General features: G+C 63.4%; 14 protein-coding genes. 9 read left to right on the plus strand and 5 right to left on the minus strand.

What is annotated here, in order from left to right; genetic code table 11:
- Positions 1 to 15: 15 nt before the first annotated feature.
- The 3 genes from DQG18_RS08010 (at position 16) to DQG18_RS16305 (ending at position 3,461) form a co-directional block, all read left to right on the plus strand.
- Positions 16 to 687 (plus strand): response regulator transcription factor, encoded by a 672-nt coding sequence (locus DQG18_RS08010; protein WP_116653701.1) that lies wholly within the window; start codon positions 16 to 18, stop codon positions 685 to 687.
- Entirely contained in the window at positions 684 to 3,158 is a 2,475-nt protein-coding gene (locus tag DQG18_RS08015) for a sensor histidine kinase (protein ID WP_116653702.1), read from the plus strand. The genes DQG18_RS08010 and DQG18_RS08015 overlap by 4 nt, the downstream gene beginning before the upstream one ends.
- A gap of 129 nt (positions 3,159 to 3,287) precedes the next feature.
- Complete coding sequence (locus DQG18_RS16305; RefSeq protein ID WP_198669703.1) at positions 3,288 to 3,461, plus strand: hypothetical protein; 174 nt, start codon at positions 3,288 to 3,290, stop codon at positions 3,459 to 3,461.
- A 113-nt stretch (positions 3,462 to 3,574) separates the two neighbouring features.
- Here DQG18_RS16305 and DQG18_RS08020 read toward each other — a convergent pair whose 3' ends face one another.
- The 5 genes from DQG18_RS08020 to DQG18_RS08040 all read right to left on the minus strand — a co-directional run bounded on the left by DQG18_RS08020 (position 3,575) and on the right by DQG18_RS08040 (position 8,529).
- Positions 3,575 to 5,122 carry a tripartite tricarboxylate transporter permease gene (locus tag DQG18_RS08020; protein WP_116653703.1) on the minus strand — a complete coding sequence of 516 codons (1,548 nt, stop codon included), beginning with the start codon at positions 5,120 to 5,122 and terminating at the stop codon, positions 3,575 to 3,577.
- Positions 5,119 to 5,619: a tripartite tricarboxylate transporter TctB family protein gene (locus tag DQG18_RS08025; protein ID WP_116653704.1), complete on the minus strand. Its 501-nt coding sequence runs from the start codon at positions 5,617 to 5,619 to the stop codon at positions 5,119 to 5,121. Before DQG18_RS08025 ends, DQG18_RS08020 begins: the two co-directional genes overlap by 4 nt.
- Positions 5,616 to 6,560, minus strand: a complete 945-nt coding sequence (locus DQG18_RS08030) for a Bug family tripartite tricarboxylate transporter substrate binding protein (RefSeq protein ID WP_116653705.1) — start codon at positions 6,558 to 6,560, stop codon at positions 5,616 to 5,618. The genes DQG18_RS08025 and DQG18_RS08030 overlap by 4 nt, the downstream gene beginning before the upstream one ends.
- A 198-nt stretch (positions 6,561 to 6,758) precedes the next feature.
- Entirely contained in the window at positions 6,759 to 7,502 is a 744-nt protein-coding gene (gene kduD, locus DQG18_RS08035) for a 2-dehydro-3-deoxy-D-gluconate 5-dehydrogenase KduD (RefSeq protein WP_116653706.1), read from the minus strand.
- Positions 7,503 to 7,524: 22 nt separating this feature from the next.
- Complete coding sequence (locus tag DQG18_RS08040; protein WP_116653707.1) at positions 7,525 to 8,529, minus strand: LacI family DNA-binding transcriptional regulator; 1,005 nt, start codon at positions 8,527 to 8,529, stop codon at positions 7,525 to 7,527.
- Between the two features lie 106 nt (positions 8,530 to 8,635).
- On the opposite strand from DQG18_RS08040, the gene bglB reads away from it, so the two are divergent.
- From bglB to DQG18_RS08070, 6 genes are read left to right on the plus strand one after another with little or no spacing between them, the layout of a single operon-like run.
- Positions 8,636 to 9,721: a beta-galactosidase BglB gene (gene bglB, locus DQG18_RS08045; RefSeq protein ID WP_116653807.1), complete on the plus strand. Its 1,086-nt coding sequence runs from the start codon at positions 8,636 to 8,638 to the stop codon at positions 9,719 to 9,721.
- Entirely contained in the window at positions 9,718 to 10,557 is an 840-nt protein-coding gene (gene kduI / locus DQG18_RS08050; protein ID WP_116653708.1) for a 5-dehydro-4-deoxy-D-glucuronate isomerase, read from the plus strand. The genes bglB and kduI overlap by 4 nt, the downstream gene beginning before the upstream one ends.
- Positions 10,554 to 13,040 carry a hypothetical protein gene (locus DQG18_RS08055; protein WP_116653709.1) on the plus strand — a complete coding sequence of 829 codons (2,487 nt, stop codon included), beginning with the start codon at positions 10,554 to 10,556 and terminating at the stop codon, positions 13,038 to 13,040. Before kduI ends, DQG18_RS08055 begins: the two co-directional genes overlap by 4 nt.
- A gap of 56 nt (positions 13,041 to 13,096) precedes the next feature.
- Positions 13,097 to 14,368 carry an ABC transporter substrate-binding protein gene (locus DQG18_RS08060; protein ID WP_116653710.1) on the plus strand — a complete coding sequence of 424 codons (1,272 nt, stop codon included), beginning with the start codon at positions 13,097 to 13,099 and terminating at the stop codon, positions 14,366 to 14,368.
- A 3-nt stretch (positions 14,369 to 14,371) separates the two neighbouring features.
- A complete protein-coding gene (locus DQG18_RS08065) occupies positions 14,372 to 15,382 on the plus strand; it encodes a carbohydrate ABC transporter permease (protein WP_116653711.1) in 1,011 nt (336 codons plus the stop codon).
- On the plus strand, positions 15,379 to 16,434 hold the full coding sequence (locus tag DQG18_RS08070) for a carbohydrate ABC transporter permease (RefSeq protein WP_116653712.1): 1,056 nt from the start codon (positions 15,379 to 15,381) through the stop codon (positions 16,432 to 16,434). Before DQG18_RS08065 ends, DQG18_RS08070 begins: the two co-directional genes overlap by 4 nt.
- Positions 16,435 to 16,440: the final 6 nt, after the last annotated feature.

Consider the following 16,440-nt stretch of genomic DNA (forward strand, 5'->3'; position numbering starts at 1 on the left):
GAAATCGGGGTGTCCATGCGCATTCTGCTTGTTGAAGACAATGAAGATCTGGGTGAGGCGATCGAAAAGCGCTTGCGAAGTGCGGGCCATTCGGTCGAATGGGTACGGGATGGAGCGCATGTGGCCGAGAGCGCCCAAGGGGATGAGTTCGACGCCATGGTGCTCGACCTGATGCTGCCCAATCGGGACGGAATCAGCCTGATCGCCGAATTGCGCCGCCGAAGGTTCAACGCACCGATCCTCGTTATCACCGCCCGCTCGGAAATCGACGACAAGGTGAGCCTGCTCGATCTGGGGGCGGATGATTATCTCGTCAAGCCCTTCGACCTGCGCGAGCTCGAAGCCCGTTTGCGGGCGCTGATGCGGCGCACCGGCGGGCTGACATCGAGTGTCATCGGGGTTGGCAATCTCGAGCTGGATCTTGCCGGTCTCAACGCAACGATCAACGGGGAAATCCTGGATCTGGGGCGGCGCGAGTTCAGGCTGCTCGAAATTCTGGTGACCCATGCCGACAAGGTCGTTGCCAAGGAAAGGCTGATGAACCAGCTATTCAATTTCGATGAAAGCGTATCGGTCAATGCGCTTGAATTGCACATTTCCCGCCTGCGCCGGAAACTCGAACACGCGGACGTCAAGATCGCGACCGTGCGGGGCGTGGGCTATACGATGCGAGCCTCGGGCCGATGAGCGGGGCACTCGTTCCGCCGGTCCGCTCCTTTTCCATCCACCGGCGCATTCTGGCGCTGGCCGTGGCGCTGTTGCTGGCGGCGGCGGTAATTCTCGTGGTGTTCATTCGCGACTATGCCGACCGGGCGTCGGACCGTGCCTTCGACCGGCTGCTGGCGGCATCCGCCCTCACTATCGCGGGGGCGGTGCAGGTCGAGAACGAGGCGGTGATCGTCGAATTGCCATTCGCCTCCTTTGCGATGTTTTCCGGCCGGGACCGGGTGTTCTATGCGGTCGAGGACCCGGATGCGAAAACGGTCACCGGCTATGAGGATCTTGCCGCGCTGATGCCGGAAACCGTATCGGGCGAGCCCCATTTCGCCGATGTGGCATACCGGGGCGAGACGGTGCGGGTTGCAAGCGTTGGGCGGCTGATTTCAACGGCAAGCGATACGGGCTGGGTGACGATCCATGTCGCAGAAACACAGAACCAGCGCGAGGCACTGGCCAACGAGATTCTCTCCAACGCCATCATACCGGTCATTGCCCTGACGCTATTGGCTGTCGGGCTCGTGTGGTTCGGCATTTCGCGCATGTTCGCCCCGCTGACCGGGCTCGAACACGAACTGAGGGCTCGCGCGCCGGACGAGCTCTCGCCCATCACCGTGCCCGTACCTACTGAAGTCGGGCACCTCGTCTCGGCACTCAACGGGTTCATGGCCCGCTTGCGCAACGCCATGACGCGGGTGAGCAGCCTTGTGGCCGAGGCCGCCCACGAGGTGCGCACGCCGCTCGCCTCACTACGCGCACAGGCGGAAGTGGCGATGGACGAGCCCGACCTGGACGCCTTGCGCGGGCGGGTGGCGCGCATCCATCAGCAGGCTGTGCAGGCGAGCCAGTTGGTCAACCAGTTGCTGATGGAAGCAACGATCTCTCACCGCATGGAAAATCAGGAAATCGAAACGAGCACGCTCGCCACCGTTATCGAGGACATGCGCCAGCGGCTCGACCCCGACCAGGCGCAGCGGGTAATCGTGGACCTTTCACCCGAATTTGCCGAAGCACAATTGCGCGGTGACCGCGTGGCGCTGCGCGAGATGATCCGCAATGTCGTCGACAACGCGCTGGTCTATTCGACGGGGCGGGTGGAGATAACGGGCCGCGTGGGCGCAACGATGCTTTTGCTTGCCGTCAGCGACCGTGGGCCCGGCATCGAGGGGGATGAAAAATCCGCCGTTCTGGAGCGGTTCCGGCGCGGGCGGCAGAGCGGCAGGACGGCGGGTTCGGGGCTGGGGCTCTCCATCGTGGCGCGCGTGGTCGAAGCGCACAAGGGCAGGCTGGAGCTCAAGGACCGCGAAGGGGGCGGGTTGAGCGTCGAAATCGCCCTGCCCCGGCTTCAGCGCCAATCCTCCACCGCGCGCGGCGCTGCACTCGGTCTTGCCGCGATGCTGGCCCTGGTAACGATGGCCGCAACGGACGATGCACAGGCGCTCACCACCCATTACCCCGCGCCGGACGGTTCGGACACGACGGTTCTGACCATTCTGGGGACGACGGATACGCCGCTCTTTGCCGCCTTCATCGGCGAGTTCCAGATATTGCGTCCCGATGTGAGCGTCCACTACGAGGAAACCGACACGCTGCCGCTTTACGAAAATTATGTCGGCGGTACGCTCGCTTTCACGCCCGACCTGCTCGTCAGTTCAGCCTCGGACCTTCAGGTCAAGCTCGCCAATGACGGGTATGCGCTGGCTTATGACAGCCCCTATCTCGCCGATCTGCCCGATTGGGCCCACTGGCGCAACGAGGTGTTCGGGTTCACCTTCGAGCCTGCGGTGATCATCTACAATCCTGATCGCATCGCGCCAGCGGACGTGCCGCGCACCCATCTTACCCTCGCCGAACTGCTCGAAACCCGTCCCGACCGGTTCCGCGGGCAGATCGCCACCTACGATATCGCGATTTCAGGCGTCGGTTACCTGCTCGCCGCGCAGGATCAGGCCATATCCTCGACCTTCTGGCGACTCGCCAACGCTTTCGGACGGGTGAACGCGCGGTTTTCGGGGTCCAGTCCCGCCATCCTCGACGGGGTTTCCGAGGGCACGCTGGCGCTGGGATACAATGTGCTCGGTTCCTACGCCTTTGCGCGGCAGGCCGACGGGGCCAACATCGAGATCGTGGTTCCCGACGATTACGTGCTGGTCCTGAGCCGGTCCATGCTGATCCCGCGCGATGCGCCCAATCCCGAACTGGCACGCGCCTTCGTCGATTTCGCGCTTTCACCCACAGGGCAAGCGGTCGCCGCTGGAGAAACGGCGCTCGGTTCGGTGGTGCGGGGCGGTGAGGGGAAATGGTCCAGCGCGGCGATCGCCGCGCGTGGGCGGGGGGTCGTACAGCCCATTCCGCTCGGACCCGGCCTGCTCGTGGCGCTCGACCGGTTGCGACGGCAACGGTTCCTGAGCACCTGGAGCGAGATCGTCTCTCCCCCGTAAGGACGTTGCCCTTCGCTGGGCGCATGGCAGGGTTACCCAAAGCGCCACTACCGCTTTTTCCTGCCCCAACCATCTATGGCTCATGGAAAGCGGCCGGTAATTTCGCCGGTCCAAACAAGGACCACGACCATGAGCGCTCTGCGCAATGCCAAACTGTTTGCAACCCTTGGAAACGCTGCCACGATGTTCGGCAGCGCGGTAGCCGTTGCGGCGGCCGTCGAGGCCAACCGGCTCCCCCGGGCGCGCGACCTCAGGTCTCTGGGCATTGCCCCGGACGCTTTTCGCTCGATCGGCAGGGATTGAGCTGCCGCCTGCCCCCTTCCGGGGGCGAGGACCGGCGCCCCCTGCCGACATGAGAAAGCCCGGACGCCGGTTCCTCCCTGGCGTCCGGGCTTTTCTCTTTTTTACAGCTCCGATCAGTCCTCGTCGGACGCCAGTTGCCCCAGTACAGCGCCCTTGCCACGGAGCCGCATGATCAGCGGTATGATGATCGCGGCGGCGGCGGCGGCGTAAAGCACCATCGATACGGGAGAGGCCAGCAGGATGCCCACATCGCCTTGGCTGATGGCCAGCGCGCGCCGCAACTGCTGTTCGGCCATGGGACCGAGAATAAGCCCCACGACCACCGGCGCGATGGGGTAGTCGAAGCGGCGCAGGATATAACCCAGAACGCCGAACGCGAGCAGGAGGACCAACTCGAATGAAATCCGTACCGGACCGAACCCCGTCGACATTGCGCCGTTCGCGCCCAGAGTGCCCAGCGTGGCGAACACCAGAATGCCGCCATAGAGCCATGGCTTGGGAATGGTCAGCAACCGCACCCAGACCCCGATGAGCGGCAGGTTGAGCACCAGCAACATCAGATTGGCGACCAGCAGGCTGGCGATCAGCGCCCAGACCAGCGGTGCGTTATTGGTGAACAACAGCGGACCTGGCTGAAGGCCGAATTGCTGGAAGCCGGCCAACATGATGGCGGCGGTCGCCGTGGTGGGCAGGCCGAGCGTTAAAAGGGGCACCAGCGTTCCCGCCGCCGAAGCGTTGTTGGCCGCTTCGGGTCCGGCAACACCTTCGATGGCACCATGACCGAATTCCTCGGGCTTTTTGGAAAAGCTCTTCTCGGCGCTATAGGACAGAAAGCTTGCAACGTCCGCGCCGCCAGCCGGCATCGCGCCGATAGGAAATCCGATGACAGTGCCGCGAAGCCAGGACGCCCAACTCCGCCTCCAGTCCTCCAGCGTCATCCATACCGATCCCTTGATGGCGGTAAACTGGGTGTTGATCTGCGCGGGATCGGAACTGGTCTTGAGCGTCTCGCCAATAGCAAACAGCGCCACAGCCAGCGTCGTCACCTCGATACCGTCGAGGAGATCGGGGATACCGAAGGCGAGACGTGTCTGGCCCGTTTGCAGGTCTATGCCGATCAGCCCGAGCCCAAGCCCGATGAAGAGCGCAGTGAGCCCGCGCAACGCGCTGTCGCCGAACGCCGCCGAGACGGTGACGAAGGCCAGTACCATAAGCGCGAAATAATCGGCTGGTCCGAACGAAAGGGCAAAACGCACCACCCAGGGAGCGATGAAAGCCAGACCGATAGTGGCGAGCAATCCGGCGATGAAAGAGCCGATGGCGGCGGTGGCCAGAGCCGGGCCGCCCCTGCCCTGCCGCGCCATCTTGTTGCCTTCCAGCGCCGTGACGATGGATGCGCTTTCGCCGGGCGTGTTGAGCAGGATCGAGGTCGTCGAGCCGCCATACATGCCGCCATAGTAGATACCCGCAAACATGATGAGCGAGCCGGCGGGATCGAGCTTGTAGGTGACGGGGAGCAGCAGCGCCACGGTTAGCGCCGGCCCGATTCCCGGCAGCACCCCCACAGCGGTGCCCAGTGTCACGCCGATGAGCGCATAGAGGAGGTTTTGCCATTGCAGGGCGGCTATCAGGCCCTGTGCCAGAAGATCGAAGGTGCTCATTGGAAACTTCCGGTCGTCAGCAGACGTTCAAGGACGCCGGTGGGCAGCGAGAGTTGCAGGCCCTTTGCGAATATGAACCAGACGATGAAGGCAAAGACGGCCCCCGCAGGGATCGTCTTCCACAGCGGCCCTCGCCCGAAGCCTTTGGCCGTAAAGCCGAACAATACTCCCGTGGCGATGGAAAAGCCCGCGGTGGACAGCAAAAGAATCTGCGCGACCAGGCCGCCGACAATCCACACGATGGGCCGGAAGTCATCCTTGCTGCGCGCGGGAAAGCCGTTGCGAAACGCCGAAACCGCGGTCCCGATAGCAAGAAAGACAAGGCCCGTGGCCACAACATAGGGAAATACGGTGGGGCCGACGCGCTGCTGGACCGGCGGCACGCGCATCAGGCTCGTCTGCCAGAAGATCACGACCGCTATGCCTGCCAGAATGGCGGCAATAACGAGCGCCGCCCCATCGGGGCGGCGCATATTTCCTGAATTACCCGTATTCATTCTACGAGGCCGATATCTCTCAGAATGGCTTCTGTCGCAGAAGTATCGGCTTCAAGCTGCGCCTCGAACGCTTCGCCGTCAAGGTAGGTATCGACCCAACCACGGGTTTCGAGGGCAGTCTGCCAGGTATCGGATTCCGCCATCGCCTTGATATCGGCGGTGATCGCGGCAACCTGCTCGTCGGTCAGGCCCGGCGCGGCAGCAATCATGCGCCAGTTCTGGACGGCGGTATCGACACCGGCTTCCTGAAGCGTGGGCGCATCAAAGCCCGGCACACGGGTATCGGTCGAAACGGCCAAAAGGCGCAACTCGCCCGCTTCGATCTGCGAAGCGAACTCGCTGACGCCGGAAACGCCCACCGTCACCTGACCGCCGAGAATGGCCGCAAGCGCTTCGCCACCGCCCGAATAGGCGATGTAGTTGACCTGGGTGGGATCGACGCCGATGGCCTTGGCGATGAGGCCGGCTGTGATGTGGTCAGCGCCACCGGCCGAGCCGCCGGCCCAGGATACGGCGCCCGTATTGTCCTTGAGACGGGCCACGAGGTCATCCATGGTCTGAATGTCGGAGCTGGCGGGAACCACGACGCCCACGGCCTCGCCGGTGAGACGGGCGATGGGGGTGACGTCGGCCAGCGAGACCGGCGAAACGTTGGTGAGGATCGCGCCGACCATCACGTAACCGCCAACGATGAGAGCGTTGGGGTTGCCGTTTTCCTGGTTGACGAACTGGGCAAGCCCGATCGTGCCGCCAGCGCCAGGAACGTTGGTGACCTGCACATTGCCCGAAATGCCTTCAGTGGTGAGGGCTTCTTGCATGGTACGGGCGGTCTGATCCCAGCCGCCGCCGGGGCCGGCGGGGGCAACAATGGAATAATCCGCGGCAAAGGCGGGGGCGGAAAGGGCGCCGGTAATCAGCGCCGCGACTAGCAGCTTGTTCATAAAACCTCCCATGACAAACCGAACGTCATTACGTTCATGCCCCAGATTAATGGCTCTCCCTGTCATCGTCCTGTCACCATACGGTCGTCCGCCTTTAATGGGCGCGCAATACGGATACCGTTCCGGGAACACAGACCAATGCCGTTGAGCCGAGGGCCGCCTCAGACCGGTCAACTATCGTAATTGACGTTCGCAGCGTTATCGGGCCAGCCAGCCACCATCGACATTCAGCACCGCGCCTTGAATGTAATCGGAGGCCGGGGCGCTGAGGAACACAGCGGCCTGTGCGATATCGCCCGGCCTGCCCCAGCGTCCCGCCGGGATGCGGTCGAGGATGGCGGTGGAGCGTTCCGGATCGGCGCGCAGGGCCTCGGTGTTGTTGGTCTCGATATAGCCCGGCGCGATGGCATTGACGTTGATGTCCTTTGCTGCCCATTCATTGGCGAGAATCTTGGTGAGGCCGGCAACGCCGTGTTTGGCGGCAGTATAGGCCGGGACACGGATACCGCCCTGAAACGAGAGCAGCGAGGCGATGTTGACCACCTTTCCGGTCCCGCCGCGCGCCAGAACTGCCTTGGCAAACGCCTGGGTGGTGAAGAACAGCGCCTTGAGATTGACGTCCATCACCGCGTCCCAGTCTGCTTCGTTGTAATCGATGCTGTCGTCGCGGCGGATGATGCCGGCGTTGTTGACCAGAATATCCACCTGGTTTTCGGCAAAGACGCCGGTGGCGGCCATGGGGTCGGCAAAATCGAGCCTCAATTCGATTCCTCGCGCCCCTCGTGCGGCCAGTTGGGCAAGCGTTTCCTCGCAGGAGCGGCGGGCGGCGCAGATAACATCCGCTCCGGCAACACCGAGGGCGACGGCGATGGCCTGGCCGATGCCGGTATTGGCACCGGTCACAAGCGCGCGGCGGCCATCGAGGGAAAAGGGATTGTCCATGGCAGGTCTCCGTGGGCAGGAATCAGGGAAGCGGTGAAGCGGGGCCGACCGAAGCCCGGTCGACGATACGACAAGCCAGTTCGACCCGGCGCGGCGGAAAATTGAATTCGCTCAATTCGTCGCGCAGCAGGTCAAGCGCCAGCGCCCCGATCTGCTGCATGGGAATTTCCACCGCCGAGAGCGGAGGCGATTGCAGTTCGCATTGTGGCAGACCGTCGAACCCCATGACGCTGACCTCGCCGGGCGTATCGACCCCGGCTTCGGCCAGTCCGATCAGCGCGCCAAAGGCAAGGCTGTCCCCGGCGGCGAGGATGGCCGTAAAATCGCGCTTCCCACTGGCGAGCCGCTCCTTGATGGCCTTGGCGGCAAGATCGGGCAGCCAGTCATCGACCTCGACGAGCAGGTCGGGGCCGACCTCAAGGCCTTCGGCACGCATGCGATCGAACCACCCCTCCTGCCTCCGCTCGATAGTGCGCCGGCCCGGCTTTGAGAGGAAGAGGATACGTTTGTGCCCCAGATTGATGAGGTATTCGGTGGCATGAGCCGCAGCGCTGCGGTTGCAGGGGGAAACCGAGCACAGCCGCATCCTGGGGTCATCGGCGTTGACGAGCACAACGGGCTTGTCAAGCGCCGCTGCCGCCGCGATCTCAGCATCCCCTTCCGGGGTAAGCAGGATAAATCCGGCCGCATCGCCCGCATCGAAACTTTCATCGATCGGGCCCGTGGCGGTGCGGATATCGAGTTCCATCCCCAAGACCGTCGCCCGGGCTCGCATGCCTTCGATCAGATGCAGCGTGAACTGTCCGCGCGCCAGATCGACCATCGCGTCGCGGCTGGCGATCAGGACGGCGCGCTGCCCGGCGACCGAGGACGACATGGCATAACCCATGGCGGAGGCGGTGTTGCGGATCGCCGTGCGCAGATCGTCGCGCACTCCGGGCTTTCCCGATAGCACGCGGCTGACCGTTGCGACCGAAACCCCGCACTGCTCGGCCAAATCTTCCATCCTGACCCGACGTGATGCCATCCGACTTTCTTCTCCAATGGCGCCTTCATTTATCAATCTGCAAATTTTTTACGTTCTTTGCAAACAGTTTTCGTTGCGCTATCGTATTTCAAAGGGAGGAAACAATATGCCGGCAGGTCAAAATGTCGGTCCGGTGCTGGAGCGTCTTGTCGAGGGGCTGACCGCGTTGCGCAACAACGGGCGGTTCCACGAACCCAACCTCGACGGCACGGCAGGCGACTACATCAGCTTTCAGTCCTGGGAATGGCCGCAAGGCGTCGGGCTTTACGGCCTGGCGCGGCTCTGGCTACACACCGGCGACGAGCGCCTGCGCAAGATGCTCGAGGACTGGTACGCGCCTTATCGGGAACACGGCCTGCCCCCACTCAACATCAACACCACCGCGCCCATGCTGGCGCTTACGCTGCTCTGGAACCGCACCCGCGATCCGCGCTGGCAGCCCATGCTCGATGGCTGGGCAGACCGGCTGATGGCCGAGGCGCCGCGCACCGGCGAGGACGGCTTCCAGCACGATGTTTCCGACAAGGTCAATGACGGCGAGCTTTGGGACGACACCCTTTTCATGGTCGGGCTGTTTCTCGCCGCCTATGGAGAGGCATCGGGACGGCGTGAACTGGTCGAGGAAGCCCAGCACCAGTTTCTCGTCCATGCGCGCTACCTTTGCGACGTGAGAACGGGCCTGTGGTTCCACGGCTGGAGTTTTGAGCGGCGGGACAATTTTGCAGGCGCGCGCTGGGCACGGGGTAATGCCTGGATCACCGCAGGGCTGGCCGACCTGCCCGAACTCTGCAAGCTCGACCCCACGATCGAGCGCTTCCTCAACGGGGTCCTGGCCACCCAGATCGAGGCGCTGTTGCCGCTCCAGACCGAAAGCGGCGCCTGGCGCACGCTGCTCGACGACCCGCAATCCTATGAGGAAACCAGCGCCACCGCCGGCATCGCCTACGGGCTGATGAAGGCCGCGCGCACCGGCCGCGCCGGACCCCGGGCGCTGGCGGCAGGCAAGCGGGCGCTCTCCTATATAATGGGCCAGATCGGGCCCGACGGGGTGGTCGAGGGCGTCTCCTACGGCACCCGCATGGGCCACGACCTGCAATTTTACCGCGATATCCCGGTGCAGCCGACCGGCTACGGCCAGTCGCTCGCCATTCTTTGCCTTGCCGAAGGCCTCAATCACATGGAGCCGACATGAATTGGACCACACGCTACGGCGCTTCGCCCGACCAGATCGACAGCATGAACACGTCCGCGCTGCGCGGCGAATTTCTCATCGAATCGATCTTCGTGCCCGGCGAGGCGCGCATGGGCTATACCCATATCGACCGGATGGTGGTGGGCGGCATCGTGCCAACCCGCCAGCCAATCGCCATCAGCGACGGCACGGAAGTGGGAACGGACCATTTCTTCGATGCGCGCGAGGCGGGCATTGCCAATCTCGGCCTTGGCACGGGGGCCATCACGGTGGACGGCGAGACGTTTGAGCTTGCCTCGCGCGACGTGCTTTATATCGGGCGCGGCGCCAAAGATGTGCAGCTTCGTTCAGCCGATGCCGACAATCCCGCGCTGTTCTATCTCAATTCGGTCCCGGCGGGTGCCGATATCGCGCACCGGCTGATCACGCGGGCGCAATCGAAGATGGTTTCGTTCGGAACGCCCGAAAAGGCCAACCACCGCGATCTGCGCATGTACATCCACCCCGAGGTCGCGCCCTCCTGTCTATTGCTGATGGGGATCACCGATCCCTCTCCGGGCAATGTGTGGAACACCATGCCTCCGCACCTGCATGAGCGGCGCATGGAGGCTTACCTTTATTTCGATATGTCCGAGGAGGACCGGGTGTTCCATTTCATGGGCCGCCCCGACAATACCCGCCATCTGGTCGTCGCCAGCGGCGATGTCGTCCTTTCTCCCGCATGGTCGATCCATATGGGCGCAGGCACCGGTCCCTATGCCTTCGTCTGGGGCATGACGGGGGAAAACCAAGTCTATCAGGATGTCGATCCCGTGCCGGTAAAGGACCTCAGATGACACGACTGGCGCGGACGCTCGATATTGGCGAACCGGTCACGCTTTGGCGGCACTCAGCCGTCAGCGCGGAGCCGTTCGACGTGCCCGAGCGCCCCATGGAAGGCGAGATGGACCCGTTCTTTTTTCTCACGCGGGAAAAGAACTTCATCCCCCATGAATATCCGTGCCGTACTGATTTTGCCCAAATCTACCGCGACAAGCGGCCCGACGAGCGCACAACCGGTGCCCCCGACACAGTCTGGCTGGGGTTCGGCTCCCCGCGTCTCGATCTTTCGGGCTTCTGGTTCCGCGCCACGCGCATCGCCGCCCGCGCCGAAACGCTGGTCCGGACCAAGGCCGCCGGCCCTGCCCACTTCCGGCTCGCCACCTGCGGCGGCGCGATTCTCAAGGTCAACGGAAACGAAGTGCTGTGGACCGGGGAATATCGTCGCAATTTCGAGACCGGTGCTGAAATCGAAGTCGATCTCCAGGCCGGCGAAAACCGCATCGAGGTGTTTTTCGACGATCTGGCCGAGCGCGATACGCGGTTCTATATCGAGCTCGACTATCTCGCCGGGCCCGCTGCCGATCAGGCCATTCCCGTCGATTGCCCGCCCGAGGATGCGGCGGCCATCGAAGCGGCGCTCGATGCGTTTCACTTCCCCCGCGCTACCCATGACGGGGTCGATGTGCGCCTCGTGCTGCCCCATCCGCTCGGTGTCGCGGCGGAAGCCGAGATTACGGTCGAGGGCGATTTCATGTCGCACGATCCCATGGCGCCGATCCGGCACACGCTGTCGTCCGACGCCACAGTGATCGATCTCGGCCCGGCTGACGAACTGCCCGCCGATTTCCGCCATTTCATCCTGCGCCTTTCCACCGGCGGATTCACCGCAAGCCGGGTGTTCGGCACAGAAATTTCTCACGCCCGCAAGCAAGGCCAGGCCCCCGATACCATTGCGGCACGGATCGCCGAAGCGCTGACTGCAGTCGCCGAGGGCGGGGAAGCCGATGCCGTGGGCGCGCTGGCCCGCCTCGCGCTGGGCGATGGGGGTGAAAAGACGCGTGCCATGATCGGCGCGGCGGTGGAGCGCATCGATGCGTGCTGGGATTGCGCCGATTTCGCACTCGTGCCGCTCATCTGGTGCCGCACCCGCTGGCCCGAACTGCTGGGCGAGCAATTCTGCGCACGCATCGACGAGACGATCCTTGGCTATCGCTACTGGATGGACGAGCCGGGCAATGACGTGCAGTGGTATTTTTCGGAAAACCACGCGCTGCTGTTTCATACCGCCGCCCATCTGGGCGGGGCACTCCTGCCCGACGCCACCTTCAGGCGCTCGGGCCGCACGGGCCGCGAGCAATCGCGAATCGGGCTGGAACGGCTCGAAAAGTGGATGGATCATTTCGAGGCGTGGGAAATGGCCGAATTCAACTCGGCTCCCTATTTCCCCATCGATCTCAAGGGGCTGACGGCGCTCTTTGCGCTATCCCCCGATGCGCGCCTGCGCGAACGGGCCGGACGCGGCATCGCGCGGCTCATCGAACTGGTCGCCAATTCCGCCCATCAGGGCGTGCTGACTGCCGCCCAGGGGCGCAGCTACGAGCACACCCTGCGCGGGACGACTACGCTTGAGCTTTCCGCGATCGCACGCATGTTGTGGGGCAAGGGCAGCTATGGCGCGCGCTTTCATGCAACACCCCAGCTTGCACTATGCCTCAGGGATCATGAGCTGGACCTACCCGAACTCAAGGACCGTGCGTGCCTTTCGGGCGACGAGGCGCAGGAATGGCGCTTTGCGCAGGGCGAGAACAGCTTTGCGCGCCTTTACCATCACAAGAGCGCTGACCATGCGATGGGAAGCACCGTCGCCTATCGCTGGGGTGAATGGGGCTATCAGGAAACGCTCATCCACGCCCGGCTCGGCACCAACGCGCAGGCGCAGGTGTGGATCAACCACCCCGGCGAGGTTATCCATTCGGGCTATGGCCGCCCCTCGTATTGGGGCGGGTCGGCCTCGATCCCCCGCGTGCAGCAATATCGCGATCTGGCCATCGTCGTCTTTAACGGGGTCGAGCCCCAGCCCGATTTCACCCATTGCTGGTTCCCCATGCCCGATTTCGACCGGGCGAGCCTGTCGGGCGATACCGCGCTGGCGTGCTCGGGCAGCGCCCATCTGCTGTTGCGCGGGTCCGGCCCGTTTGAAATGGTCACCGAGGGCCCGACGCGCGGGCACGAATTGCGGCTCGCGGGCCGCAAGGGCTGGTGGTTGGTCCGGCTTGGGTCCGAAGCGATTCACGGCGGGGAGGCAGGCTTTGCCACGCGGTTCGGCCAGTTCGCGCCGCGCGAGGAGCATGGACGGCTGGTGATCGATGATCCCGATTACGGGCCGGTCATATTTCACGCCGATGGGGTGGTGGAGGCCGAAGGCCGCCGCATCGATCCTGACGAAATGACGGTTTCGGGTACGCGGGAGGCCCTGCCCCGCGGCCCTATTTCATAGGCAGGGCGTCCTATGGTGGCCCGTTTGGGCCGACAGTCTCAGGGAGGAGACACACAATGAAGACGATTTTGCTTTCCGGCGTCGCACTGGCCGTCCTGGCCTCGGGCGCCATTGCACAGAATGTCACGGAAGTGCGCATCATGTGGTATTCAGACGGCAATGAAGGCGAGGTCATCGCCGACCTTCTCGACCGCTTCGAGCAGAATAACCCCGATATCGATATCGTGCTCGACAATGTCGCCTATCAGGTGATCATGGAGCAGCTTCCCATCCAGCTCGCCGCCGGGGAAGGCCCCGACATCGCGCGGGTGACCAACCTCAAGGCCCAGGCCGAACACTGGATTGACCTGCGCCCCCATGTGGCCGATCCGGCCTATTGGGACGAGAACTTCGGCGGCCGCTTCGACTGGATACGCAAAGACGGGTCCGATGCCATCCCCGGCTATATGACCCAGCTCACCCTTACCGGCGGTTTTGCCAATGCGACCCTGTTCGAGCAGGCGGGCGTCGAGCTTCCCGGACCGGGCGCGACCTGGGACGAATGGATCGAAGCCAGCCGGCAGGTGATGGAAGATCAGGGGCTGCCTGCCGCTTTCGCCATTGATCGCTCGGGCCATCGCGTTGCCGGACCGTCCATCTCCTATGGCGCCAATTTCATAGCCGATGACGGGATGCCCGCCCCGATCGACGATGGCGCCATGGCGTATCTGTCCCGCCTCGCGGAATGGACCGAACAGGGCCTGATGCTTCCTGAAGTGTGGGTCTCTGCCGCCGGCACTACCTATCGCGCCGCGGCCGACGACTTCATCAACGCCCAGATCCCGTTCTACTATTCGGGCTCGTGGCAAGTCTCGAACCTGTCGAGCAAGATCGGCGACGCTTTTGACTGGGTGATGATCGGTTCGCCCTGCGGCGATGCCGGGTGTTCGGGCATGGCGGGCGGTGCGGCGCTTGTCGGAATCAAGTATACTCAGCATCCAGAAGAAGTCGCGCGCGTGATGGATTTCCTTGCTTCCGAGGATATCCTGCGTGAATTCAGCGAACGCACGCTGTTCCTTCCTGCCCATGCGGGCGTGGTCGCCAAGGGCGGGCTCGAGTTCCAGTCGGACGACCCGCTCGTTCCGCCTGCGCTCAACGCGTTCGTGGCGGCCTCCGCCGAAACCATGCCCGCCGCCGACGCCATGCCGGCCTGGGTCTGGGCCAACACCTATTACGGTGCGATCGTCACCCGCATCAGTCAGGTGATGGCCGGCGAACTCACCATGGAACAGGCACGCGAGTTGATCGACAGCGATGTTGCCGATCAGGTCGAGGCAGCCGGGCAGTAAGCCATGGCACGGTTCGGTGAAACTGTGGGACGGGTGGCAACATTGCCACTCGTCCTCATTGCCCGGGCCTTCGATCCGGTGCTGCGTCTGTGGCAGCGCGGAACGGGCACCGGCGGGATGGTCGCATTTTTCCTCCTTCCGAACATGGCGATCTTCGGCGTGTTCGTCATCATTCCGCTGGTGCTCAACTTCGTGTATTCGTTGACGGGCGGCACCAATATCCTGTTGGGAGACCGCAGTTTCATCGGCTTTGGCCAATATGGCCGCCTGCTTGAATGCGGCAATTATCTCCAGCCGCTCACCTGCCGCGAGGACCAGTTCTGGACAGCGGTGCGCAATACGTCGCTGTTCGTGCTGTTTCAGGTGAGCCTGATGGTCTGCGTGAGCATGATCACGGCGCTGATCCTCAACCGCAACATCGCGGGGCGCGGGTTCTTTCGTGCAGTCTTTTTCTTTCCCGTCCTTTTATCCCCGGTCGTCGTCGGCCTGATCTGGCGCTGGATTCTCCAGCGACAGGGGCTGATGAACCTGATCGTTACCAATCTGGGCTTTGATCCCGTCGTCTGGCTCAACGACCGGTTCTTCGCCTTTGCCGCCGCCATCGGCGTTTCCACATGGGCGCATATGGGGTTTTATACCCTCATCCTGCTGGCTGGATTGCAGGCCATCCCCAAGGATCTTTATGAGGCCGCCGAAATGGACGCGACGCCACCGGCGCGCGTCTTCTGGCGGATCACGCTGCCGCTGCTCGGGCCGAACCTGGCCGTGGTTCTGGTGCTGGCGCTTATCCGGGGCGTCCAGATTTTCGATGAAGCCTATGTACTGACCGGCGGCGGGCCGGGCACCAGCACGCTGTTCCTCACCCAGTATATTTATGAGGTGGGCTTTGCTTCCTTCCTGCGCAATCCGGGGCTGGCCGCTGCCGCCTCGATCCTCATGGGGCTCGTACTGGTCGTCCTCACGCTGATCCAGCTCGGACTGTCGAGGCGCGCCGAAAGGGGCAACACACGATGAGCGCGATCAAGAACTTCATCTTTCGCAGGCGCGGCCGCGACGGTGGCTGGCACTGGACCGACATCGTCACCTGGGTCTGGCTGATCGGCGGCACGATTCTCATGTTCGGCCCCGCCCTGTGGCTGGTGTCCTCATCGTTCAAGGGCCCGGCCCAACTCGCCGAATTCCCGCCAACCCTCCTGCCCTATGTGCAGGAGGTGGCAACAGTCGAGGGCCACGATGCGCCCCTGCCGCTCTTTGAAGCTACCATGGAAGACGGCACGACACGCATATTGGCCGAAATACGCCGCATCGGGACTTCGGCGCAGATGGTCGATCCCGCCGATCCCGGCGAAAGGATCAGCGTGCGCCTCACCGACCGGACGCCGCTGCGCGAGGTAGGACTGGCAGTAGACAATTACGTCGATCCGTTCCTTTCGTTCGATTTCATGCGCTATCTGGGCAATTCGGTGTTCGTGACGATGGCCGCGACCTTCCTGACGCTGCTCACCAACTCCATGGCCGCCTACGCGCTCTCCAAATACCGCTTCCGCGGGCGCGACGCGGTGATGCTTTTGATCATCGGCACGTTGATGGTGCCGCTTTCGGTGATCCTCGTGCCGCTCTATTCAGTGGTGAGCGCCGTGGGGCTGCTCAACTCGCTCTGGGGGGTGATCCTGCCCACCATCGCAACGCCCACCGGCGTGTTCCTTTTGCGCCAATACATGCTGACCATCCCCGACGAACTGATCGAGGCGGCCCGCATGGACCACGCCTCCGAATGGCAGATCTACTGGCGGATCATCCTGCCGCTCGCCGCACCGGCGCTCGCCGTGCTCGCCATCTTCTCGGTCGTCTGGCGCTGGAACGATTTCCTCTGGCCGTTGATCGTCCTGTCGCGCCGCGAGCTTTATACGCTGCAGATCGGGCTCAACACCTATGCGGGGGAACTCAACGTCCAGTGGCACTACATCCTCGCCATGACCGTGGTGACGATGATCCCCGTGGTTCTGGTGTTCATTTTCCTGCAGCGCTTCATCACCACCGGCATTGCCGGGGCGGGCATCAAATAGGAGGGG

The sequence above is a fragment of the Pelagibacterium sediminicola genome (assembly GCF_003390885.1).
Classification (GTDB): Bacteria; Pseudomonadota; Alphaproteobacteria; order Rhizobiales; family Devosiaceae; genus Pelagibacterium; species Pelagibacterium sediminicola.